Here is a 21,935-nt window from a genome sequence, read left to right as displayed (position 1 = left end):
AAAAGATATTTTTTATGAATACAAAAAAGAGGTGCAAGTTAAACTCACACCCCCTTTTTAGGTTTGTTGTAGTAATATTTTATCTCGCGAATTGACCCAAGATTACGTAAGTTGTAGGATCAGTTGTGCTGATCGCTTGTAATGGATCGTGTACTACAAAGAACCCTTCGTAAGTCGTTGTAATATCTGCGATTGATAATGAACTCTTTTGAGAAGCGTAAACTGTTGCTCCGTTACCCATTGCCATTAATGTACATACATCAGCGTTTGGAGTTTCGTTGTAAGGAGTACCGTTTGGTGTAGTGTTAGGATCTGCTACGTCGTGTGCGTGGATCATGTAAGACTCACCATCGATAGAGTTGTCTATCATTACTGTAACTCTTGTTTCACCACTTCCTAATTCTTGCAATTTAATGCTCGCTCCTAAGTTACTTGCATGTGTTCCAGCGTAAGCAAACTGAGGTACTAATTGACCTGTGTTGAAATCGTAGTTAAACATTTCTGAAGTCAACGTGTAAGCCGCTTGAGCTCTTGCGAAAGTTCCCAATACTAAGTACGTTGTTAAATCTGTAGTACTTAAGTTTTGTAATGGATCGTGTACTACAAAGAATCCTTCGTAAGAAGTTGTAATCGCATCGAAAGACATATCTACGGTTTGAGATACAGAAACAGAAGAACCGTTACCTGTTACCATTTGTGTAAATACTGCTGCATTCGGTGTTTCATTGTAAGGTGTTCCATTTGGAGTTGTTGCCGGATCAGCAGCATCGTGTGCATGTATCATGTACATCTCTCCATCTACTGTGTTCTCTAATGTCACAGTAATTTTCGCAGAGTTATCTCCTGTTTCTTCTACCATCATAGACGCTGTTAAGTTGTCCATGTGTGTTCCTGCGTATGCTGTTCCTGCAACTAACTGACCGTTGTTAAAGTTGTAGTCATACGTTTCACTTTTCATCTCCGTCGGAGTTTCTGGAGTGTTGTCTGTTGTGTCATCTACATCATCTTTCTTACAAGATGTTGCTCCTAACATTAATCCTAAAGCCAAAGTTGGCAAAACATAGTGCTTAAATAATTTCATCGTTTCAATTTTTGTGTTCGATGATATCTACGCACTTGTTTTTGTTCTGGATTTTTTAAAGATGAAATTTCTTGATTAGTCGCATATTTGCCAAGAGGAAAACCCCAGTAAAATCAATACATACAAGCTAAAAAATAGTATTACATTTTTTATAAAACTCCTCTATTTTTTCTTATTAGGCCGTCTATCCACCTAATCTCTGCACGATATTAAGAGTGTAATACGCTCGGCATCCAAAGCATAACCATAGTTTTAAAAGGACATAGAGTTCTGGCAAACATGCGACCAATCAGGGTTTGATCCACCCACAAAAAACATTTCCTCCCAACAAAAAAAGGGAAAGATCTACTGACCCCTCCCTTTTTTACTGTTTAGTATATGATATCCTATAAATCGAACTTGATACCTTGCGCTAAAGGAAGCTCATTGGTATAATTGATCGTATTTGTTTGTCTTCTCATGTAAACTTTCCAAGCATCAGATCCAGACTCACGTCCACCACCTGTTTCTTTTTCACCACCGAAAGCACCACCGATTTCTGCTCCAGAAGTACCGATGTTTACGTTAGCGATTCCACAATCAGAACCAGCTACAGATAAGAAACGTTCCGCTTCTCTTAAATCTGTGGTCATGATAGCAGAAGATAACCCTTGCTTCACTCCATTTTGAATATCGATCGCATTTTCAACTTCACCGTCGTACTTCATTAAGTATAAAATTGGTGCGAAAGTTTCGTGTTGAACGATTTCGTAGTGATTTTCAGCTTCAGCAATTGCGGGAGCAACATAACATCCAGATTCGTATCCTTCTCCAGAAAGCACTCCACCTTCTACAATTAAATTACCACCTTCAGCTACTACTTTTTCACGGGCTGCATTGTACATGGCTACTGCGTCAGTATCGATTAACGGACCAACATGATTGTTTTCATCCAATGGATTACCTATACGCAATTGCTTGTAAGCATTCACCAATACGTCTTTTACTTTGTCGTAAATAGAAGCGTGAATAATCAATCTTCTTGTAGATGTACAACGTTGACCACATGTACCTACCGCTCCAAACACTGCACCTGGAACAACAACATTCAAGTCTGCATTTGGTGTAATGATCATAGCATTGTTTCCACCCAACTCTAATAAAGATTTTCCTAAACGTCTTCCAACAGCTTCAGAAACAGATTTACCCATACGTGTAGATCCTGTAGCACTTACTAAAGGAATACGTGTATCGTTTGCCATTAATTTTCCTAAGTCAGCTCCACCTATAATTAAAGATGAAATTCCTTCAGGTACATCGTTATCAGAGAATACTTCTTCTGTAATTTTCTGACAAGCAATGGCAGTTAAAGGAGTTTTCTCAGAAGGCTTCCAAATACATGCATCTCCACAAACCCATGCCAAGGCCGTGTTCCAGCTCCATACCGCAACCGGGAAGTTAAACGCAGAAATAATTCCTACAACTCCTAGTGGGTGGTATTGTTCGTACATTCTATGTCCTGGTCTTTCCGAGTGCATCGTTAAACCGTGTAACTGACGTGATAATCCTACTGCGAAATCACAGATGTCTATCATTTCCTGTACTTCTCCTAAACCTTCTTGGTAAGATTTCCCCATTTCGTAAGAAACCAATTTCCCTAAGGGCTCTTTGTAATCACGCAATTTCTCACCCAATTGTCTTACTACTTCACCTCTTTGTGGTGCAGGTACTTTTCTCCATTGTAAAAAAGCCGCTTGTGCTTTTTCAACTACTTTATGATAATCCTCCTCAGTAGCCTGAACAACAGTTCCAATTTGCTTCCCGTCTACCGGAGATTTTGATTCTAAAACTTCACCTTTTGTCTGTAACCAAACGCTCCCAGTCGAAGCGCCTAAATTTGTCTTTTCTAGTCCTAATTGATCGAGTACTTCTTGTATATCAAATCCTGTTATTACTTCTGACATGTATGTATTTTTAAATTTTAAACAAATATAATTAAAAGTGTTGATTTTCATCAACAAGCTGGGGCTTTCTTATACATTCGTTGTGCGATAACAAAAATGCGTGACCTTAAGTTAAGAAATTGACAAGACCTCAGGCTTGTTTGGAGATAAAATCTATGTTAATTGTGTGGATACGGACTCCCTTTTAAGCACATATGGGTTTTCTATTCAACTTTTCAATTTACATGTTGTGCTTAAAACCGGGTGCTCTGCTCTACTCCTCGGTCCAAAATATTTTCAAAGAAAAAGCCCGCCTCAGCTTCTCATGTCGCTGTGCGGGCTTTCTTTTCAATATCTTTTGTTCCTGTGGGGTACGCTGCCGCCCCCTGGGAGATTTTTATCCTTTCACGTTACCAATAACATAGAGTTGCGTAAGATCAGGAGTAGGTTTTCCTCCTTCATCCTCTAAGGTAATGGCAAAGGTTTGTAATTCGCTTACACCAATTTTACGTGTGGGTGTAATGGCGAAATCTTTGTCTAACACACCTAAATCAACCGGTACACCATCTGCCAAGGCCCACAATTGGTATTGTTTTCCTTCCGTTGGTGTTGGTAATGCATCATTCTTAACGATAACGGCCTGTGTTTCTTTGTGCCAGTAAACGCGAACCTTTGCTTCTGGATGTGTTTCTGTACCTCCAAGAACTACTTCCTCCGTTCCCGGATTCAAAACAAATTCTTGTAATGCTTTAGTTTCTGCAACTTCCTTTTCAAGACTTTCTAAACTCGCCAAGTACTCATTTTGTTTTTGCTCATTCTGAGAAGTCAAAGCTAAAACCTCATTGCTCAACTTTTCATTTTCTTGAGATTTCATTACAAACATAGCACTCACTCCTATTACTATTGCTATAGAAGCCACCAAGCTCAATTTCGCGTAAGTCGGCATTTGAACCACCTTTGTAACTTTCTCTACTTTTGGCTGTTCTTCAACTTTCTTCAGTACTTTTTCCTGTGGAACCCCTTTAATCTTGGCCATGATGGCTTCTTTGGTTCCAGCTGGAGGACTAACCGCAATACTCTGTACATAGTCTTCTAAAGTTTGTTGAATGCGGTTCAACTCTTCCTTGATTTCTGGATAAATAGAAGACAAGCAGTGTACCTCTCGCTGTTCTTGTTCAGAAGCGGTACCCATCACATAACTTTCCAGTATGCCAGATGCTATATATTCTTTTGTATCCAAATCAATAAAACTATTACAAAACTATCTTTTAATGCTTTAATAGCCATTCGAGAACGAGATTTTACAGTTCCCAAAGGTATGTTTAACTCATCAGAAGTTTCTTGCTGTGTATATCCTTTAAAATAGAGGTATTCTACGATTAATTTTTGATCATCCGGTAAATCATCTACGATATCCTTTAAACCTATCGTATCTATGTTGCGCTCTATGCCTTGTTTTTGATAATCGGTTGCATGACCAATTTCGTCCTTCCCTTTTCTGTGTCTGTCTACCTTGCGTAGTTCGTCTATTGACTTGTTTCTACACACGTTTAACATCCACGTAAAAAAGGAACCTTTAGAAGCATCGTAAGTTTGCGCTTTTTGCCAGATCTTGACAAAACAATCTTGTAGAATATCTTGTGCTAAGCCGTCGTCTTTAACGATTTTCAAAATTAAACCGTAAAGGGCATCAGCGTACATGTCATAAATTGTAGCCAACGCTTGTTCTTCTCCATTTTGAAGCTCTTGAACTAGGTTTTCTATATTTACTTTTACTGACATGTATTAAACGAAAATAAACAATTATTTGGAAAATAGATACTTTAATTTTTCAGCACCCTTTCTTTCCATCAGCTAAAGAAAACATATAAGCTCGAATAATGTTCACTTTCAACTATTTTTTTCGCTTTCGCCTAATTTTACAGACTATTTTAACAAGGATATATGTCCTACTAAAGTAATCGGTTCTCCTTTTCTATGTACATACTCTACCGTGTAGGCATAGGTTCCTGTTTGCATGACACTACCTTTATAGGTACCATCCCAGGCCATGTTGGGGTCTTTACTAATAAATAAAATATCACCGGCTCTGTTATACACCCTAAACTCAAAGGCATCAAACTCACATGCGGTAAACACCTTTAATACATTGTTGTTTTCATTGCCATCTGGCGTAAATGCATTAGGGATGTAAACATCACATAAAGTATCTGATGATGTGCTTAAAGTTTGTGTATTTGCAGTGAAGGGAGTTGGTTGATGTTCCTTTATCATAGTCTCCATGGCAAAGGACCAAAATACTAACCCTAAAAATAAAGCAATTACAAATTTCATCATGCTACAAAATTACTACAAAACTTAGGGTCTACAGTGATTTAATGACAAAGATCAACACGAAAACAGGATTTTTAGTGTAACCATTGTTACCGCCCAACAAGAAGGAATTTCCTAACTTGCTTAACATGAAAAACATCATCGCACTTTTACTGCTTATACTCGGATTGGGACACGCAGAAATTACGGCTCAAACTCCTTTAACTATTCATTTAGAAACGGTGAATACAAATGCGATTGGAGGATTACAATCTTATGCTGTTGGACAGGCCAATGGTAAATGGCTAATTATTGGAGGACGATTAGATGGATTGCACAGAAGACAACCCTGGGCTTCTTTTGATATTGCAGGTCACAACAATCAACTCATCGTTTTTGATCCGGTAAGTTTGCAAAAATGGACAACTGCTTTAACCAGTTTACCTCAAAGTATGCAAGAACAATTGAGTTCTACCAACATGAATTTCTTTCAAGAAGATGATATGCTCTACGTAGTAGGTGGTTATGGATACAGTGCCACAGCAGGGGATCATACTACCTTTCCTTATTTAACAGCTATAGATGTACCTGCAGTGATAGATGCTGTTGTTAATAATACTTCTTTCACAAGTTCCTTCCGACAAATTACGGATAATCAATTCCAAGTAACAGGTGGTAGATTGCAAAAAGTTTACGATACCTATTACTTGTTGGGCGGACAAAAGTTCATTGGAAAATACAACCCTATGGGTCCGAACAATGGTCCAGGATTTATACAAGAATACACCAATGCCATTCGTAAATTTAAAATTACAGACGATGGACTAAACCTTACTATTACACACTTACCGGCCCATGTAGATGCCGCAAATTTGCACCGCAGAGATTACAATGCAGAACCACAAATTTTACCTAATGGTGAACAAGGTGTTACTATGTTTTCTGGTGTTTTTCAGCAAAATGTAAACCTTCCTTTTTTAAACAGTGTTACAGTAGATACCAATGGTTATGGTCTAGAAGCTAACTTCCAGCAATATTACAACCATTACCACTGTCCGGTAATTCCCCTTTACAATGCAACCACCAACGAAATGCACACCCTTTTCTTTGGAGGAATTGCGCAGTACTATGATTCTGCAGGTGTTTTGGTACAAGACAACAATGTGCCTTTTGTAAATACCATAGCACGTGTTACCCGAGATGCAAATGGAGCAATGACGGAATACAAACTCCCTCTAACATTACCGGCATTAATGGGCTCTGGAGCAGAATTCATTGCTGATCACTCATTAGCGCATTATAGCAATCAAGTTCTTCAACTACATAACATCACCGCAGATACAACCTTCTTGGGGTACATCTATGGCGGTATACAAAGTTCTGCGCCCAACATCTTTTTTGTTAACGATGGAACTCAGAGTGTTGCAAGCCATCAAATCTTTAAAGTCTATTTAATTCAAGGAGAAGATTTAAGCGTACACACACCCAACAAGCAGAGCAATTCAACTTTGCAAATGCGCATGTATCCAAATCCAAACAAGGGGTTGTTAAAGTTTGACCTATTTAGCGCTACAACAGTAGATTTAGAATTTACCCTCTATAGTTTGGATGGAAAAATAGTACATCAAGAAGTAATTAAAAATGTCGCGTCTGGTAACACCAGTCACCTATTGAACTTAAATGATAAAATGAGTGAAGGTGTATATTTTGCACATCTCAGTACAGGTAAGCAACACATCACCCAAAAATTAATTTTAAGACGTTGAGAAAACTTTAAATCATACCCTTCGACTTTAACGAAAGGTATTTATTAATGGTTTTCACATTTAATTCTTCGGGCTTGGTAAGTATGGTTTGAATTCCATTTCTATTCAATTCCAAAGCAATTTTTCGTTTTACGTTTACGGCAGTTTCGGCAACGGCTCCCACATAAATATCACGCATATTTTCAGGCGGCTTCACGATGCTTTCACGCAATTGGGTGTTTTCGAAGAAGACAACCACCAGTAAATGTTTTGCATTGAGTTTACGCAATAACGGCAAAGCTCTGTGCATGGCTTGCTCGGTTTCGAAATTGGTATAAAGCATCAATAAACTTCTCACTTTTACACTCGAGCGCAAACTTTGGTACAACAAAGGAAAGTTGGCTTCTTTAAACTGTGTACGCTGATTGTACAAAACTTCCATCACGCGTTTGAGGTGTGCTCTTCCTCCTTCTGCAGCTAATTTAGTTCCTATCTTATCTGCATAAGTAATCACTCCCTTTTTATCTCCCTTTCTCAGGGCAATGTTAGAGAATACCAAAGAAGAATTGATGGCATAATCTAATAAGGTCATCCCCTCAAAAGCCATTTCCATGGAACGCGATTTATCAATTACAGAATACACATGCTGTGCACGTTGGTCTTGATATTGGTTCACCATCAACTCATTTCTACGCGAAGTAGCTTTCCAATTGATGGTTCTGATGTCGTCTCCCTGTATGTAATTTTTGATTTGTTCAAACTCATTATTGTGTCCCAAACTCCTGATTTTCTTAATTCCTCTTACCTGAGACTGATTGAAAACTTTGAGTTCATAGAGCTTCATTTGCTGAATAGAAGGGTAAACCTCCATCACATCTTTACTTTCCACAACAATGCGCCTTTTCACCAAACGCAAAACGCTTTGTACAAAAATGTGGGTATCTTCAAAATTATAGTCTCCCCTCCTTTTCGGGGTAAACTGGTAGTGAAAACTTTGAGATTTTTTCGGCCCTAAAAATCCTCCAAACACCTTAGTTCGTTCTTGCAATTCTTCGGGAAAGCCTTCATAAATGTTAACATGTAAACCTTGAGCGTTTAAGTTTACCACACGCAGACTTATCAAAGCTTCATCATTTAAATCCCCTCTTTTGGGAAAAATACGTTGGTACTTAATCACCTTCTTTGTAGCAAAGAGAACGAGTATATCCAAGACACTCAGGGCAATTAAACTCAGCACCCCAATTTGCGCCACTAGGAACAAAATGCCCCAAGCATAACTCAATAAAAAGAGGATAACCACTCCAGCAAGAAGCACAAAGAAAAAACGCGATATGAACAGGTGTTTTATCATCTTATCTAGGCACCTCTATGTTTTTAACAATTTCCGCAATTACATCCTCAGTTGCATAGCCTTCAATTTCTGCTTCTGGGGTAAGAATTAAACGGTGGTTTAAGACATGTGGAGCAACAAATTGAATATCGTCTGGGGTAACAAAGTCTCTTCCCTTGATGGCAGCCATAGCTTTTGCACTTTTCAAGATGGCCAAGGAAGCCCTTGGCGAGGCCCCTAAATAAACTTTTCCGTGATTTCTAGTTTTCACCGTTATGGCAGCGATGTAATCCAACAATTTATCTTCAACGATAATATTTTTCACCAACGCTTGCACACGTCTTACATCGTCTGCATTGATCACCGCCATCACCTCATCTAAACTCGGTGCCTTGATGTTGGATTTGTAGCGCTGCAATATCATCGTTTCATCTACTTGTGAAGGATAATCTAGCTTGATTTTAAATAAGAATCTGTCTAATTGTGCTTCGGGTAAATTGTAAGTCCCTTCTTGTTCTACCGGGTTTTGGGTAGCTACCACGAGGAAAGGAAACTGCATGGCGTATTCTACACCATCGTAAGTAATTTGTCTTTCTTCCATTACCTCAAACAAAGCCGCCTGTGTTTTCGCCGGGGCTCTGTTGATCTCATCAATAAGGACGATGTTGGAGAAAATTGGACCCTTTTTAAAGTTGAACTTACTTTCATTCATGTTAAAAATAGAAGTACCTATTACATCACTGGGCATGAGATCTGGCGTAAACTGTATACGCGAAAAATCAACATCCAAGGCCTTGGCCAATACTTTAGAAGAAAGGGTTTTGGCTACCCCCGGAACACCTTCTAATAAGATGTGACCCGCCGAGAAAATACCCGCCATTAGTAATTCAACCATTTCTTGCTGACCAATGACATACTTAGCAAATTGCATGCGTATGTCATTTACCTTCTGGGTCAACCAAATCAAATCTTCATTTTCTCTTTCAAACCCAAAAGCATTGCCTGAAGAAGTAACCACCTCCTCTTGTTGTCCATCTTCCTGAGGTGTTTCAGGATTTACAGCTTCGTTTTCGTTGGCTTCTAAATTATTTTCTTCTATCATTTCCTTTGTTGTTTATTTGGAAAACCAGGCTTTCCAAAAGCTTAATATTTCTTTTATCTAAATGCAATAAACTTACTTCCACATCTTCTTGATCGATAACCTTTAGCACCAAACCTTTACCTGTATTTTTGGCTTGGTAAACATCTTCCATCTTCAATTTCACTTCCTTACCAAAGAGCGGATAAAGTATAATTTCAAAGGCATTGTATCGCATAATTGGTCGGGTTAACATACGGTTGGCCCAAACAAAACTCATGATAGCGGTTGGCCACAATAAAATACCTCCACCCACAGAATAAGTTAATAACATGAAAGAGGCAGCGATATCTAGCGCACCAAATACCATGAGCAAGGAAGGCGTAAATAAACCTCGGTTTAAGGTGTGATAACTTTCCTCAATTTTAGCCTGCTCTTCTTCCTTCCATATTTCCGATTGTAAATAGAACTTGCGCAATTCATTGTTCAGGGTTTCTAAATCCTGAAAACTAATTTCCTTTTTACTTTCAACCAATGAAAGCAGATAATCCACCTCCGCCAAGGGCATATTTGCTTTTTCGCTTAACAAAACATTCCCCTTTTCCTTCTCATTTTTTAAATCGAGGTAAAAGTATTTCTGCACATTCACATAGAAATTGGCCTTCATCATTTTGTAGGCATCTTCGGGCTGTTTTCTATCAAAGTAAATTCCTGCTATCGTATCTACATAGCTTAGTGTAGAAAGCTGTTTTTCATCTCGAATTCTAATGATAGGTCGTTCTCTTTTGCTTCTAAACAGCATGAAAGCGATAAAACCTATAATGAAGGTAAACAAGGCCCATTTAAAACTCGGGTATTTCAACAGAGGTTTAAACAAAGATTCATTTTCTTCCTCGCTGTTTCTGTCAGGCTCTATCTCCGGATCGTAATTGGCAAATTCTAAGAAATAAAGTTTTTTGGCCTTCATTTTCCCGAAAGTAGCTTGGTAGTGTTTAAATCCTTCTGCTGTTTTTAATTGGTAATTGAAAAAGGATTCAGGGTTGAGGTGACCAAATATTTTCCCTACCCCGTAATTCATTTCTATGCTAAAAGGATAACCTTTTAAACTTAATTGAGAAGTAAAACCAAAGAAATTAGTAGTGTCAAACACATTCCACTTCGAATATACAGTGTCCCCTTCTACCCTACGTGCAAGTCGAATTTGGCTGGTATCTTTTTGAAGCACCACTTCTTTGTCGTACACATATTTATAATCACTAAAACTCAGAAGTTGACCGTGAAGGTTATAATCCATCACATCACAGGAATAAAACAACTGCGATCCTCTACCTACACTGGCCATCAAAGCGCTTATCTCATCATTGGTGAGGTAAAAATTATCGCCTATAAAGGCAAAAGCGGCACTGTCTTCTTGCAAAAGTGAATCGAGTAAACGGTAATTTTTAACATAGTAAACCTCTTCAAATTGCTTACTCTTGTTTACCAATTCATTAAACACATACAACCCGTTGGGGTGTAAATTCTCCCAACCGTATCTCTCTACCCATTTATTGGAGAAATAGGCATCTTTATTCTTGGGTTGATCTCCTTCTTCCTTTGCCGGCGCATTGAGCACTAAAACTACAATGACCACAAAGAGTATAAGCGACCCCGCTAATATTACCAATCTATTCCCCCTCATTTGCATCTATTTTTTTATACAGAGCTTTCAACTCAGGTTCTAAACTTTGGTAAATAAGGGCATTGATATCGTAATGTCCGTACCACACCAACTCATACAAGCGCACTGCCTTAGAAAATTCTGCATTAACCGGTCTATGCATCATTTCTATTTGATAATGTACATTGGTTTTATCTTGTTTGTACTTGATCCATCCTTTTTTGATGAGTGATTGCAGAATAAAAGTGTAATACACGCGCACACACTGCCTGTAATCCTCCTTTTCCAAAGCCTTTTCAAGAAGTATTTCCAACTCCGACTTACTCACTTCTTCCGGGTTCCATTCTTCTAAATCAGGCACAACGTACTGCCTTTCACCTTCTGTGTTGACGTTGCGAATGAGGAAATAATAAAGCAATGCAACTACGATTATCAGTAGAAGAATTATTAAAATTACTTGCCAAATGTTCTCAGAAATTTCCCAACGCTTGGGAGGATCTACATCCAAAGGTTCCACCTCCGGTAGGTCGGGTATATCTGGTTCATAGGTGGGCGCCTGTTTGATAACTGACTCTCTGTTATTCTTTTTAATCCCACCATCTCCAGTGTACGGACCAAATTGACTATTTCTATTTTCAATTATTTCCTCATCATTGGCATTTTCTGCCGGTGTGGTGTAGCCTTCCCCCTCTTCATCATCAACGTAATCTTCTATTTTATTGGGGTAAATTCTTTCATAAGAAGGACCACTTTTACGACGTGCCTCACCGTATTCTAGCTCTTTCTGTAATTTATTCCATTCTTTTTCTAGCTCGGCATCTTGTCCCCAACTCGCAAAAGCAAACAAAAGCAGTATGGCAGCAATCACTTTACTCATAATCTCCTTTCGTTTCTGTAGTTCTACTTCTTTTACCAAAGTTTTCGAATTCTTTACGTAAAGCCGGTGCTTCAACTTCTTCTATGGCTTTATAACTCGATAAAGCAGAAGCAATAATTACCAGTGGGAAAACAAATAAAATGAAGAGGAGGTAAACCAATATACGGATGGCATTTACCACCTCTATCGTATAAGCCGTTTCCTCTGTTAAAATCATGCGTATAAAATCTGTAAACACATCTAACAAATCGGGAACTTCACCTGAACTAGCACTCGATATAATAAAGGCTATAGGTTGGGCAAATAAGGCAACCATGGCGATGAGAAAGAGGATTAAAACAAAATTAAACACCCATGATTTCGCTCCAAACTTGAGGTACTTCACAAGTCCCAAACCTTTGTCTTCATTCACTCCTAAAGACATCATATTAAAGAAGAAAGGATAGATAAAAATCCCCATCCAGATCAGATAACTCGGCAAAAGCACAATACAAGCGTAAATGATGCAAGCACCAACAAAGATTTTAAACCCTTGTTTTTTAAGGTAGTTGAAATAAGATTTCCAAGAAAACTTTGGCTCCTCATCTACCAAAGCAAAAAGAACCGCAGAGGCCAAGGTGGTGAAAGGTAAAACCCACGCAAACAAGGCTATAAAATCCGTTCCTAAAAAAGTTTCGCCATAAGGGTTTCCGAAAAGTATACTAAATAAATTGATCCATGCCTCTGGGTATTCGAAACCAAAATCATAGCTATGTGTATAAAATTGAAAGACGGTAAGGACCAACATCATCGGGAAAGTTAGATTTAAGTTGATCTTCATAAAGACATAGAACTTCTGTCTATACAATTGAAAGCTATCGGAAATAACATCTGTAAAACTTCTTATCTTGAACAAGCTTACTTTGTGCGATGGGATTTGATTTACACTTTCATTTTCTACTAAAAGTTCAGGATACTTTCTGGCTAAATACTGCGGATAAATCACAAAATAAATCAGCATTAGCGCAAAAGAAAAAATAATGATGCACCATTTTGACCAATCGGGTAAACTAGCATAATTACGCGTAACAAAACTTTCTAAGAAACCTGCAATGATAAAAACAGGAACCAAGGCTATCATGATGCGCATAGACCTCTTTGCTCCTAATTGAAAAGATTGTAAACGCGAATAAGAACCGGGAAAGAGTAAACTATGTCCCAAGGTAAAACCTGCTCCTGCAGCTACCACGATGGCACTAATTTCAAAGGCTCCATGTATCCATATAGCTAAAAATGAAGATAAACCTAAGCCTTTCAACACATAGAAATACTGAAAAGAGCCCAGCATCATACCATTCTTAAATACTAAGTAATGGGTTCCAAAAGAAAACAATATTCCCCCTAAAAAACATAAAAAGGCTACCTTGATATTGTTGAGGGTTATCATAAAAAACATGTCTATACTCTCAGAATCCCCGTAGAATCCAAAGGGATCATCTTGGGCTATGAAGCGCTCTCCACGGGCTATCATTCCTCTTCCTGCAGCCATGTCTACAAAATCGGGAAAGAAATGTGTGGTTACAGCACCTATCACTACCCAAAGCATAAACATGATCAAGGCAAAAAGTAGGTTTTTGCGCGATTTATACAACTCCAAGGGAATCACAACCGACCACGTTTTCCAATATTTCTTTAAAGAATCTCCTTTCTGTTTATAGAGTCGACCATAAACCCCTTGCGCGGCCTGATTTAAATATGCTCGAACGGTTCTACGCTCGTAAAAAGTTTGAGCATAACTTAGGTCTTCGTTTACCTCCGTAAATAATTCACCGAGCTCCTCCGGATCCGTATTGTTTCCTTTGCTAAGCTTTTCAAAGCGTTTCCACTTCTCTTTGTTTTTATTTATGAAGGCAGTTTCTTTCATTCTGTAGTATACTGGGTAAGGTTTCTTACATCAGGCTAGCTAAAATAATATATAGAATTAAGCTATCAAGTAAAAGAAAGAATATTTCCCTGTTCTGTGTCTAGAAGAAAGTTTGATGAAAAATTTAACCGGGGACTTGATTTCGGCAATTTCAATTATATTAGCAACACATGAAAACCATTTCCATTAAAACCGCACAAAACGTTCAAATCACCTTTGAACTTGCCGCACTAGGTCAGCGTTTCACCGCCTACCTTTTGGATTTAGTTATTCTCGGGTTTTACATGCTTATCGTAAACATTGTCATGAGTAACTCAGGGTTATCGCTCAGAAACGATGAGTTTTACATCTACACCGTCCTCTATTTTATTCTTACCCTACCTGCTTTTTTCTACTCTCCAATGCTGGAGTACATCACCAAAGGACAGACCATAGGTAAAAAAGCCTTGGGTATACGTGTAATGAAAATTAATGGAGACAATGCCACTTTGAACGAATACTTCTTGCGTTGGCTCTTCAAAGGTTTGGCCTTTGCTCTTCTACCTGTTGAAGCGGTTGTGATACTAATTTCTAAACGTTCGCAACGTTTGGCAGACATGATGGCCAATACGATAGTAGTGAAACTTAACCATACTTACGACTACACCCTTAGTCAAGTACTCAACCTCAACAAAGAAAAGACAAAAATTCAGTATCCAGAAGTAGAGCAATTTACAGATGAGGATATGATGTTCATCAAAAAGGTAATTCAACGCGTTGAGGAATACAACAATCCAGCTACGCGAGAAATTGCTATAGATTTGGTGAATGAGCTTGCGCTTAAACTTCAATTGGATGAAGTTCCTAAAAAGAAAATGACCTTTCTGAAAAAGGTATTAAAAGACTACGTTGCCCTAACGCGTTAGAAAATTCTACACCACCTCTTTACAGCTCTAAAAATAGGTGTACCTTTACCTCAAACACTATAGTATGAAAAAGATATTTTTTACAATAAGCTGTGCTGTTTTGGCGCTTTGCTCGTGCAAATCTGAAGAGGTCAAATCAACACCAGAAGTGCCCGTAGTTGACACCATGGCCGTTGATACCACAGCAGCAGAAATCACTCCACTCTTAGGAGAATCGGTTAAAATAATGATAGGAACTCAAAAGTATGAGGAAACCATAAAATTTTACGAAACACTGGGTTGGCAAATCGAAGATTCAAGTTCTACCCCTTGGAAATGGACAGCGATGTATGATGGAAGTATGAGCATATCCATCAATGAAGATACCATGAATTATATGGGACCAGCTTACCACTCAGAAGACGCAGTAAACGTTTACAAAACGCTTAAAGCAATAAATATAGATCCACAAATGGAGTTCACGGCAGAGAATGGGGATCCTTGGTTCAAGGTATATTTCGCTCCAGATTCTTTAGGATATGTTGTAATTAACCACCCTCGAGCACCAAAAGAAGATGTTCAGGTTGCTGATATTGTTTTCAATCCAAATAAAAAGTTTGACTTCCCGAACCCTAAAGCAGGAATTTTTCAAGAGTACGCACTTGCGGTAGAAAATGTTGACAGTAGTTTGGCCTATTACACGGCTCTTGGATTTGAGAGTCAAGGTATACACGAAGAAGGAGTTCCATACAGATATACAATTGGATATGACGGTCAACTTACCCTAGGTTTACACGAAACCAAAGGTATGTGGCACGGAGAGTTGTTTACATACTCTGGACATGGAATCAACGAAAATGATTCTTTGGCAGCCGAGATGAGAGCAAATAACTACGCTGTTGAAGCTTTGGAATTTGGCGGACAAGTATTGCCAGGGAATTATATGTTTACCGATCCGGCGGGGAATATTTTCTTTTTGACGACGGATTTTTCGGGGATGAAAAAATAGAAGATTTCCCTGATTAGTCGCATGTTTGCCAAAAGTACAAATGCTAGTGTTTACTAGACTTAGCGAACTAATCAACAGAAATATTTAAAGAAAATGAAAAGGGTGAATACTACAAAATCGTAGTATTAACCCTTTTTTCATGCTATTAATCAACAAAATTAAATTCGAATACATCTTGAAAAGTAGTAAAATCAAGGGCTTCAGGCTTTGGCAATTATGCGACTAATCAAAATAATATACAAAAAAACACACTCACTCCTTCACCCAAACCTTCACCTCAACACTCCCTTCACGCTCCACTAACAAACGATAAACACCCTTTTCCAATCCTGCCACATCAACGCTTACTTTTAGCTCATTTTCAAAGCGTCCCTTTAAGACCTCTCTACCCATCACATCCAGTACACGGTAATTTCCAGACCTACCTTTTTCAAATTCTACATGTAAAACATCCTGTGCAGGATTCGGGTACAAGCTTATATCCATTGGGTCCACCTTATCCACCGCATTTGTTGTACACATCAGCCCATTCAACCGTTGCCAGATCTCATCGTTCATCAAATAAGGAACAAACAAATTGCTCGGTGCATTCCCCATGCGTATCCATGTAATTCCTTGAGAAGGTAACACATTGATAAACTGACCATTCTTACCCAAAGCGGCATAAGTTTCATCGGGTGCATTGGGAAATAATTTACCCGGCAATACAACTTGAGTACTCGGTAACATAAAAGAATTCTTCCCGTTCAACCACCACAAATAACCATAGGCCTCATTCAAATTCTGTGAACTATTGACCATTTCCGAAAAGTAATTAGCGTCGGTCATAATTGGTGTTCCATCCCAATTTCCATTGTTCAACATCAATAATGAAAAACGCGCCATACTACGCGGTGTGCTGGTATAAACCTTATTAAACCCTTGATTAATATAAACCCCATCCATACCCGTTGGATTTTTAATGTGCTGAGCCACAAAAAAGTTGGGAATTTGCCCCGTGGCTTGCTCCAAAACATCCGTCAATAAAGTATAGGGTGCGTTATGATAGGCCCAACGCGTTCCAGCATCGGCCAAATAAGTCAAACAACTGTCTGCTGTACATTCAAATTCAGAAATATCATCTAATCCAGAAGTCATAGATAGTTGATGTTTAATGGTAATTTTTTCTTCTTGGGCAGTTGTTAAAGAAGTCCATCCCGATCCTAAATAATCAGAAGTGGTATCGTTAATATTCAAAGCACCTTGCTGCTGCGCCAAACCTATTGAAAAGGCCGTCAAAGTTTTCCCTGCCGAAGCCCAATACCAAAAATCATCTGACTGAAATCCATCAAAATACTGCTCCAAAACGATCTTTCCATCCTTCATTAGGATAAAGGCTTTGGTGTTGTTATCCGACAAATAATCGTACAAAGAATCTACATAATTATCACACCAACCCAACTCATCCACACCCAGCGTATCCCATTGGTTAGAGGTTGAAGGTGGAAAATAAATTTGCGCAGCTCCCAAAAAAGGAAGGAGCATCAAAAGAAATACAAGCTTTTTCATGACGTTTGAATTGGTACTTAAAAGTACAGGAAGAAATGCAACTTTCAAATTTAACAAGGTGTGCTATAAAACTTTGCGATTTTGGTGCTTAACTTTCATCCACCGCACTGGGCCCTCGTGACGCCGATCACAACTCATCGCTCACACTCTTAATTCTTAACTAATTCTGTGTTTGGCCGCCATTTGCAGTCATCCATTATAGTCCCCAGGCTTTGCCTTAAGTGCTGCTAAACTTCAGGTCCACTTCCGCTGGTCGTACCCCTTCAGCAAGCTGCACTAAATGCCAAGCCCGCGGCGCTGCCATTTCTACCTGCGGCGGGGGTGAATTCAAAATTTAAGGTTCAAAATTCAAAATCACCCCCAATAACTCGTAATTCTTAATTCTTAACTCTTAATTCTTAATTAACTACTTATTTTTGCAACATGGGAAAACTTGTTTTAGTGCCAACGCCTGTAGGAAATCTGGATGATATTACCTTGCGTGCCATCAAAGTGTTGAAGGAAGCTGATTTTATTTTAGCCGAAGACACACGTACAACCAAAAAGTTGTTGAAGCATTTTGAAATTGACAACCAAAGTTATTCGTACCACATACACAACGAACACAAAACTTTGGAAAGCAACGTAAGCAGAATTGAAACAGCCAACATGGTCGCTTTGGTTTCTGATGCAGGTACTCCGGCTATTTCTGACCCAGGGTTCTTACTCGTAAGAGCATGTAGAGAAGCAGGGATAGAGGTAGAATGTTTACCGGGAGCAACAGCATTCGTTCCAGCTCTAGTTGGAAGTGGTTTCCCATGTGATAAGTTTGTATTCGAAGGGTTTTTACCACACAAAAAAGGACGTCAAACACGCTTAAAGATTTTAGCAGAAGAAGAACGCACCATCATTTTGTACGAATCTCCGCACCGTTTGGTAAAATGTTTAAAACAATTGGAAGAATTTGTGGGTAACGACAGGCGCGTTTGCGTAGTACGTGAGCTTAGCAAAATGTACGAAGAATTCCAAATTGGTTTCCCGAGCGAAGTAGCAGCACATTATGAAGCGAACCCTCCCAAAGGAGAAATTGTAGTATTGATAGAAGCTAAAGGATAAATCATGGTAAGTACGCAAGCCTTTCAATTGGTAAAAAATGGTGAAGCTAGTCAAGCTTTTGCCTTAACATCTGTTCAACTGCCCGCTTTAGAAGCAGACGATGTATTGATAAAAGTCAGTGCATTTGGTTTAAATTACGCTGACGTAATGGCCCGCAACGGACTATACAGAGAAACGCCACCCCTACCTTGTGTATTGGGATATGAAGTAGTTGGAGAAATTACGGCAGTGGGAAAAGATGTAGACGCCAATGAAATAGGCAAGCGTGTTGTCGCCTTTTGTAGATTCGGTGGCTATTCCCAAGATGTAATTACCAAAGCCTATGCTTATGCACCCATAGATGATTTAGACACAGGAAAAGCTTTGTGTTTGGCTACCCAATATGTTACGGCTTACTACATGTGTAATTATGTAAACACAGCCCGAAAAGGAGAACGCGCCTTGATACACGCGGCTGCAGGTGGTATAGGAACTGCACTTTTACAACTCTTAAAATTACAGGGCGTTGAAACCTATGCCAAAACGAGTTCGCGCAAAAAAGAAGCTTACCTAAAAACACAAGGTGCCGATCATATTATTTATTACACCGAGGGAGATTACGCAGAATTAGTAGCGAAAGAACTAAAAGGTGAGCGTTTGGACATCTCTTATAACCCTGTTGCAGGTTCTACTTTTAAAAAAGACTTTGCCTTACTCGGTTCGGGTGGAAGATTGATTTTATTTGGAGGAAGTGAACGTTCAGGTAAGAAATGGGGCATCCTTTCTACTTTGAACTTTGTGCGTAAAATGGGAATCGTAATTCCTATCGGACTCATGATGCGTTCTAAAAGTATCTTGGGGGTTAACATGCTGAAAGTGGGTGACAACAAACCTCACGTCATTCAACATTGTTTGTCAGAATTGGTGACCTTATTAAAAGAAAACAAAATAGACCCTCAAGTTGGAGGCAGCTATACCTCATCTCAGCTCGCCGAAGCACATGCCGAACTAGAAAGCGGTAGAACGGTTGGGAAACTGATGGTGACTTGGGAAAAATAAGGCTGTTTGGAGTGTGAGAAACGACAGTCTAGAGTGTGAGTAGGGAGTATGGAGGATTTAAGGATTTAGAAGTTATTTAAACCTTTCTGGATATCTAGCACTCTAGCTTCTAATAAGCTTTTAAAATACGCGTGGTACGGATCAAAAATATCCTAGGTTTGTTTTAAACCACGGAGTTCTCAGAGGGCTGCACAGAGCGCACGAAAAGAAACTTTTTTAAATCTTTAAATAATCAACCGAAGGTTGAGACTTAAATTATTAAATCCCTCTAACATTCAATCCAAACTCAGTGAACTTTGCGTTAAGCTTTGTGTCCTTTGTGGTTCTCACCACGCCCAACTGCTAATCTTTGAATTATTGAATTGTTAAATCCTTGAATTATTAAATCCCTCTCCCGCCTAGGGGGTGTAGTGGCAGCTTGGCGACAACGAACTTTAGGGACTGTGGAAGAAAGGGTACGACCAGCGGAAGTGCACTTGAGGCCATACAGCCACTTAAGTGAGGTGATACCAACTATAACGAAAGACCCGTTTTGGGCGCCAAAAAAAGGGAAGTCAACTGAATAACTCCCCTTAGTATTATTTTCTTTTTTTATTTATTGAACATTTGGTCCCGTATAATTTACACATGGATTACCGTCTGTGTAACAATCAATTTCTCGGGTTAATGTGAAGGTTGTATCTGCGTTGATACTTACCTCCCAAGCTGGCAAACTGTAGTAGGTTCTAAAGCAGGCTTCACTTTCGTTTTCGTAACCTTCCTTTTCTACTTTGTACTTGGCGTAAAACTCTTCGAAAGTCAAGTCGATTTTATCGCCCATGTACACTTGGTAATCACCTACTTCTAATTTCAAATTCAACAATCCGCTGGCATCTGTAGTTGCCTTTACAGCATCTTGTGTAATTCTATTTTTAAAATAATATACCCCATTGGCAATCGCCGCGGTGGTTCCTTTTTCCATTTCTGGTGTTGGTCGCGCTCCGCCACAATATTTCTGGTGGGTTTGTAGGGTTACTGTAATTCTGGCTTTTTCTTTCTTTTGAAAAATGTTCTCTAGTGTGCTGCAGCTTGCCAATGTTAGCAATACCGCAAACAAAGTTGTAATTCTCATCATCGTCTGTTTGTTTTAAAATCCGTCAAAATCTTGACTCTCTACATTTTTAATTCTTCTCTCTAAAATCTCATCGTCTTGCTCGGTTCTTACCTTATCTTTCTTATTGATCAAGGCAATTTGAGGCAACAAGACATCGGTTACTTTCTCTCCTCTGTATGAGATCAACGAAATGGTCATAATGATACTCGTAATCAAAATTGGGTATAAAAGTAAGCCTGTATCAAAGTTCTCTATCACATATTGTTCCCCATTTGTTAAAACGAAGAAAAGTAGAATGGTAATCAATCCTCTTGGGGCTATAAAAAGCTCTGGAAAAATGTTTTTGCGGGCGAAAATCAACAGGGTTACATAACGCACTGCATAAAGGGCTGCCACTATAAAGAGTGAGTTTACAAATACCGTTAGATCGTAGAAACTTGTAAGGGTAATACTCATCCCAAATATCACAAAGAAGAAGGTTCTAATGATAAATGCCGACTCCAAAGTTAAGGTGTGGAAATCGTGCAAAATGGGTTTAACCTTGACGCTATCGAAATGCTTGGAAAGGAAACCTCTAAAGAAGAGTTCTGTATTGTTTAGCACCAGTCCAAACGCTAAAATGATAAGTAGCGAAGAAAGGTGGAAGAACTTCCCAGCGGCGAACATGAGCATCAATACCCCAATAATCAAAAAGAGTTTTACCTGCATTTTTAAATGTTGGAAGAGGAAAACCAAACTGTAGGCAACCAAAACCGATAAGAGTATGGTTAACCCTATGTTTAGAATGATATCTACCGCTACACTACCTCCCGTTGATTGGGGTGTATCTGCTCCTATCAAGAAGTAAAACACCATAATTCCGAGGATGTCTGAAAAGGTACTTTCATAAACCATGAATTCCTTTTTCACTCCTGTTAAACCACCCACCGATGGAATAATAATGGCGCTAGACATAATACTCAAAGGCACCGCATATATTATTCGCGTGTAGAATTCTGCGTCGGGGAACATGAACTTAAAAAGATAGGCTATACCCAGTGTACTACCCGCCAATGCTACAATAGCCACTAAAAAGGAAGATAAAATCATCCCCGCTTTTTCTCGTTCTAATTTTAAATCTAAGGCCGCTTCTAAAACGATCATTACCAAACCTACGTTACCGATCACTTCCAACACAGAATGGTAATCAAAATCGTCGGTATTCACATTCATCCCTTCAATACCAAGGTTGATTCCTATCCCTAAGGCAATCAACATCAACACACTAGGTATGTTGGTTTTCTTCGCCAAAATGTTGAAGAAGAAAGAAAGAATGATGACCGTACTGGCCGCTATAATGAGTAAATATGGATTCATTGT

Annotated in this window: 18 protein-coding genes; 5 read left to right on the top strand and 13 right to left on the bottom strand. The window is 39.0% G+C overall.

The genetic code is table 11. From position 1 onward, the window contains the following. Window positions 1-79 precede the first annotated feature (79 nt). The 5 genes from BM327_RS07735 to BM327_RS07715 form a co-directional block, all read right to left on the bottom strand. Window positions 80-1,081, bottom strand: a complete 1,002-nt coding sequence (locus tag BM327_RS07735) for a hypothetical protein (RefSeq protein ID WP_090247921.1) — start codon at window positions 1,079-1,081, stop codon at window positions 80-82. A 386-nt stretch (window positions 1,082-1,467) separates the two neighbouring features. Continuing rightward, window positions 1,468-3,024 (bottom strand): L-piperidine-6-carboxylate dehydrogenase, encoded by a 1,557-nt coding sequence (amaB, locus tag BM327_RS07730; RefSeq protein ID WP_090247915.1) that lies wholly within the window; start codon window positions 3,022-3,024, stop codon window positions 1,468-1,470. A 376-nt stretch (window positions 3,025-3,400) separates the two neighbouring features. After that, on the bottom strand, window positions 3,401-4,243 hold the full coding sequence (locus BM327_RS07725) for an anti-sigma factor (RefSeq protein WP_090247913.1): 843 nt from the start codon (window positions 4,241-4,243) through the stop codon (window positions 3,401-3,403). Next, complete coding sequence (locus tag BM327_RS07720) at window positions 4,222-4,785, bottom strand: RNA polymerase sigma factor (RefSeq protein WP_090247910.1); 564 nt, start codon at window positions 4,783-4,785, stop codon at window positions 4,222-4,224. The genes BM327_RS07725 and BM327_RS07720 overlap by 22 nt, the downstream gene beginning before the upstream one ends. A gap of 144 nt (window positions 4,786-4,929) precedes the next feature. After that, entirely contained in the window at window positions 4,930-5,340 is a 411-nt protein-coding gene (locus BM327_RS07715) for a T9SS type B sorting domain-containing protein (RefSeq protein WP_090247907.1), read from the bottom strand. Window positions 5,341-5,465: 125 nt separating this feature from the next. Between BM327_RS07715 and BM327_RS07710 the strand changes: the two genes are divergently transcribed. Next, window positions 5,466-7,082: a T9SS type A sorting domain-containing protein gene (locus BM327_RS07710; RefSeq protein WP_139230298.1), complete on the top strand. Its 1,617-nt coding sequence runs from the start codon at window positions 5,466-5,468 to the stop codon at window positions 7,080-7,082. 7 nt (window positions 7,083-7,089) lie between these two features. Here BM327_RS07710 and BM327_RS07705 read toward each other — a convergent pair whose 3' ends face one another. The 5 genes from BM327_RS07705 to BM327_RS07685 are packed head-to-tail and all read right to left on the bottom strand — an operon-like array spanning window position 7,090 to window position 13,909. After that, entirely contained in the window at window positions 7,090-8,412 is a 1,323-nt protein-coding gene (locus tag BM327_RS07705; protein WP_090247903.1) for a DUF58 domain-containing protein, read from the bottom strand. A 1-nt stretch (window position 8,413) separates the two neighbouring features. Beyond that, on the bottom strand, window positions 8,414-9,493 hold the full coding sequence (locus BM327_RS07700) for an AAA family ATPase (protein WP_090247901.1): 1,080 nt from the start codon (window positions 9,491-9,493) through the stop codon (window positions 8,414-8,416). Beyond that, complete coding sequence (locus tag BM327_RS07695; protein WP_139230297.1) at window positions 9,477-11,150, bottom strand: hypothetical protein; 1,674 nt, start codon at window positions 11,148-11,150, stop codon at window positions 9,477-9,479. The genes BM327_RS07700 and BM327_RS07695 overlap by 17 nt, the downstream gene beginning before the upstream one ends. After that, entirely contained in the window at window positions 11,137-12,006 is an 870-nt protein-coding gene (locus BM327_RS07690) for a hypothetical protein (RefSeq protein WP_090247896.1), read from the bottom strand. The genes BM327_RS07695 and BM327_RS07690 overlap by 14 nt, the downstream gene beginning before the upstream one ends. After that, entirely contained in the window at window positions 11,999-13,909 is a 1,911-nt protein-coding gene (locus tag BM327_RS07685; protein ID WP_090247894.1) for a stage II sporulation protein M, read from the bottom strand. Before BM327_RS07685 ends, BM327_RS07690 begins: the two co-directional genes overlap by 8 nt. Window positions 13,910-14,079: 170 nt before the next feature. Between BM327_RS07685 and BM327_RS07680 the strand changes: the two genes are divergently transcribed. Next, window positions 14,080-14,814 carry an RDD family protein gene (locus BM327_RS07680; RefSeq protein ID WP_090247891.1) on the top strand — a complete coding sequence of 245 codons (735 nt, stop codon included), beginning with the start codon at window positions 14,080-14,082 and terminating at the stop codon, window positions 14,812-14,814. A 64-nt stretch (window positions 14,815-14,878) separates the two neighbouring features. After that, window positions 14,879-15,802 (top strand): VOC family protein, encoded by a 924-nt coding sequence (locus BM327_RS07675; protein ID WP_090247889.1) that lies wholly within the window; start codon window positions 14,879-14,881, stop codon window positions 15,800-15,802. Window positions 15,803-16,054: 252 nt separating this feature from the next. Here the strand turns inward: BM327_RS07675 and BM327_RS07670 are convergent, their stop codons facing one another. Then, entirely contained in the window at window positions 16,055-17,350 is a 1,296-nt protein-coding gene (locus BM327_RS07670; protein WP_090247886.1) for a serine hydrolase, read from the bottom strand. Between the two features lie 423 nt (window positions 17,351-17,773). On the opposite strand from BM327_RS07670, the gene rsmI reads away from it, so the two are divergent. Then, entirely contained in the window at window positions 17,774-18,445 is a 672-nt protein-coding gene (gene rsmI / locus BM327_RS07665) for a 16S rRNA (cytidine(1402)-2'-O)-methyltransferase (RefSeq protein WP_090247884.1), read from the top strand. 3 nt (window positions 18,446-18,448) lie between these two features. Then, window positions 18,449-19,483, top strand: coding sequence for a quinone oxidoreductase family protein (locus BM327_RS07660; protein WP_090247881.1), 1,035 nt, complete (start codon window positions 18,449-18,451; stop codon window positions 19,481-19,483). A 595-nt stretch (window positions 19,484-20,078) separates the two neighbouring features. Here the strand turns inward: BM327_RS07660 and BM327_RS07655 are convergent. Both BM327_RS07655 and BM327_RS07650 read right to left on the bottom strand, forming a co-directional pair. Next, window positions 20,079-20,597, bottom strand: coding sequence for a hypothetical protein (locus BM327_RS07655; protein WP_090247878.1), 519 nt, complete (start codon window positions 20,595-20,597; stop codon window positions 20,079-20,081). A gap of 12 nt (window positions 20,598-20,609) precedes the next feature. Continuing rightward, on the bottom strand, window positions 20,610-21,932 hold the full coding sequence (locus BM327_RS07650) for a cation:proton antiporter domain-containing protein (RefSeq protein WP_090247875.1): 1,323 nt from the start codon (window positions 21,930-21,932) through the stop codon (window positions 20,610-20,612). Window positions 21,933-21,935: the final 3 nt, after the last annotated feature.

Source organism: Lishizhenia tianjinensis, from assembly GCF_900116425.1.
Lineage (GTDB): Bacteria > Bacteroidota > Bacteroidia > Flavobacteriales_D > Crocinitomicaceae > Lishizhenia > Lishizhenia tianjinensis.
This window is presented reverse-complemented; position numbering and strand designations above follow the sequence as displayed.

Bases quoted from the DNA above. Each gene is read 5' to 3' on its own strand.
- BM327_RS07735 (WP_090247921.1), bottom strand. From the start codon at position 1,081: ATGAAATTATTTAAGCACTATGTTTTGCCAACTTTGGCTTTAGGATTA.
- amaB (WP_090247915.1), bottom strand. From the start codon at position 3,024: ATGTCAGAAGTAATAACAGGATTTGATATACAAGAAGTACTCGATCAA.
- BM327_RS07720 (WP_090247910.1), bottom strand. From the start codon at position 4,785: ATGTCAGTAAAAGTAAATATAGAAAACCTAGTTCAAGAGCTTCAAAAT.
- BM327_RS07715 (WP_090247907.1), bottom strand. From the start codon at position 5,340: ATGATGAAATTTGTAATTGCTTTATTTTTAGGGTTAGTATTTTGGTCC.
- BM327_RS07710 (WP_139230298.1), top strand. From the start codon at position 5,466: ATGAAAAACATCATCGCACTTTTACTGCTTATACTCGGATTGGGACAC.
- BM327_RS07705 (WP_090247903.1), bottom strand. From the start codon at position 8,412: ATGATAAAACACCTGTTCATATCGCGTTTTTTCTTTGTGCTTCTTGCT.
- BM327_RS07700 (WP_090247901.1), bottom strand. From the start codon at position 9,493: ATGATAGAAGAAAATAATTTAGAAGCCAACGAAAACGAAGCTGTAAAT.
- BM327_RS07695 (WP_139230297.1), bottom strand. From the start codon at position 11,150: ATGAGGGGGAATAGATTGGTAATATTAGCGGGGTCGCTTATACTCTTT.
- BM327_RS07690 (WP_090247896.1), bottom strand. From the start codon at position 12,006: ATGAGTAAAGTGATTGCTGCCATACTGCTTTTGTTTGCTTTTGCGAGT.
- BM327_RS07685 (WP_090247894.1), bottom strand. From the start codon at position 13,909: ATGAAAGAAACTGCCTTCATAAATAAAAACAAAGAGAAGTGGAAACGC.
- BM327_RS07680 (WP_090247891.1), top strand. From the start codon at position 14,080: ATGAAAACCATTTCCATTAAAACCGCACAAAACGTTCAAATCACCTTT.
- BM327_RS07675 (WP_090247889.1), top strand. From the start codon at position 14,879: ATGAAAAAGATATTTTTTACAATAAGCTGTGCTGTTTTGGCGCTTTGC.
- BM327_RS07670 (WP_090247886.1), bottom strand. From the start codon at position 17,350: ATGAAAAAGCTTGTATTTCTTTTGATGCTCCTTCCTTTTTTGGGAGCT.
- rsmI (WP_090247884.1), top strand. From the start codon at position 17,774: ATGGGAAAACTTGTTTTAGTGCCAACGCCTGTAGGAAATCTGGATGAT.
- BM327_RS07660 (WP_090247881.1), top strand. From the start codon at position 18,449: ATGGTAAGTACGCAAGCCTTTCAATTGGTAAAAAATGGTGAAGCTAGT.
- BM327_RS07655 (WP_090247878.1), bottom strand. From the start codon at position 20,597: ATGATGAGAATTACAACTTTGTTTGCGGTATTGCTAACATTGGCAAGC.
- BM327_RS07650 (WP_090247875.1), bottom strand. From the start codon at position 21,932: ATGAATCCATATTTACTCATTATAGCGGCCAGTACGGTCATCATTCTT.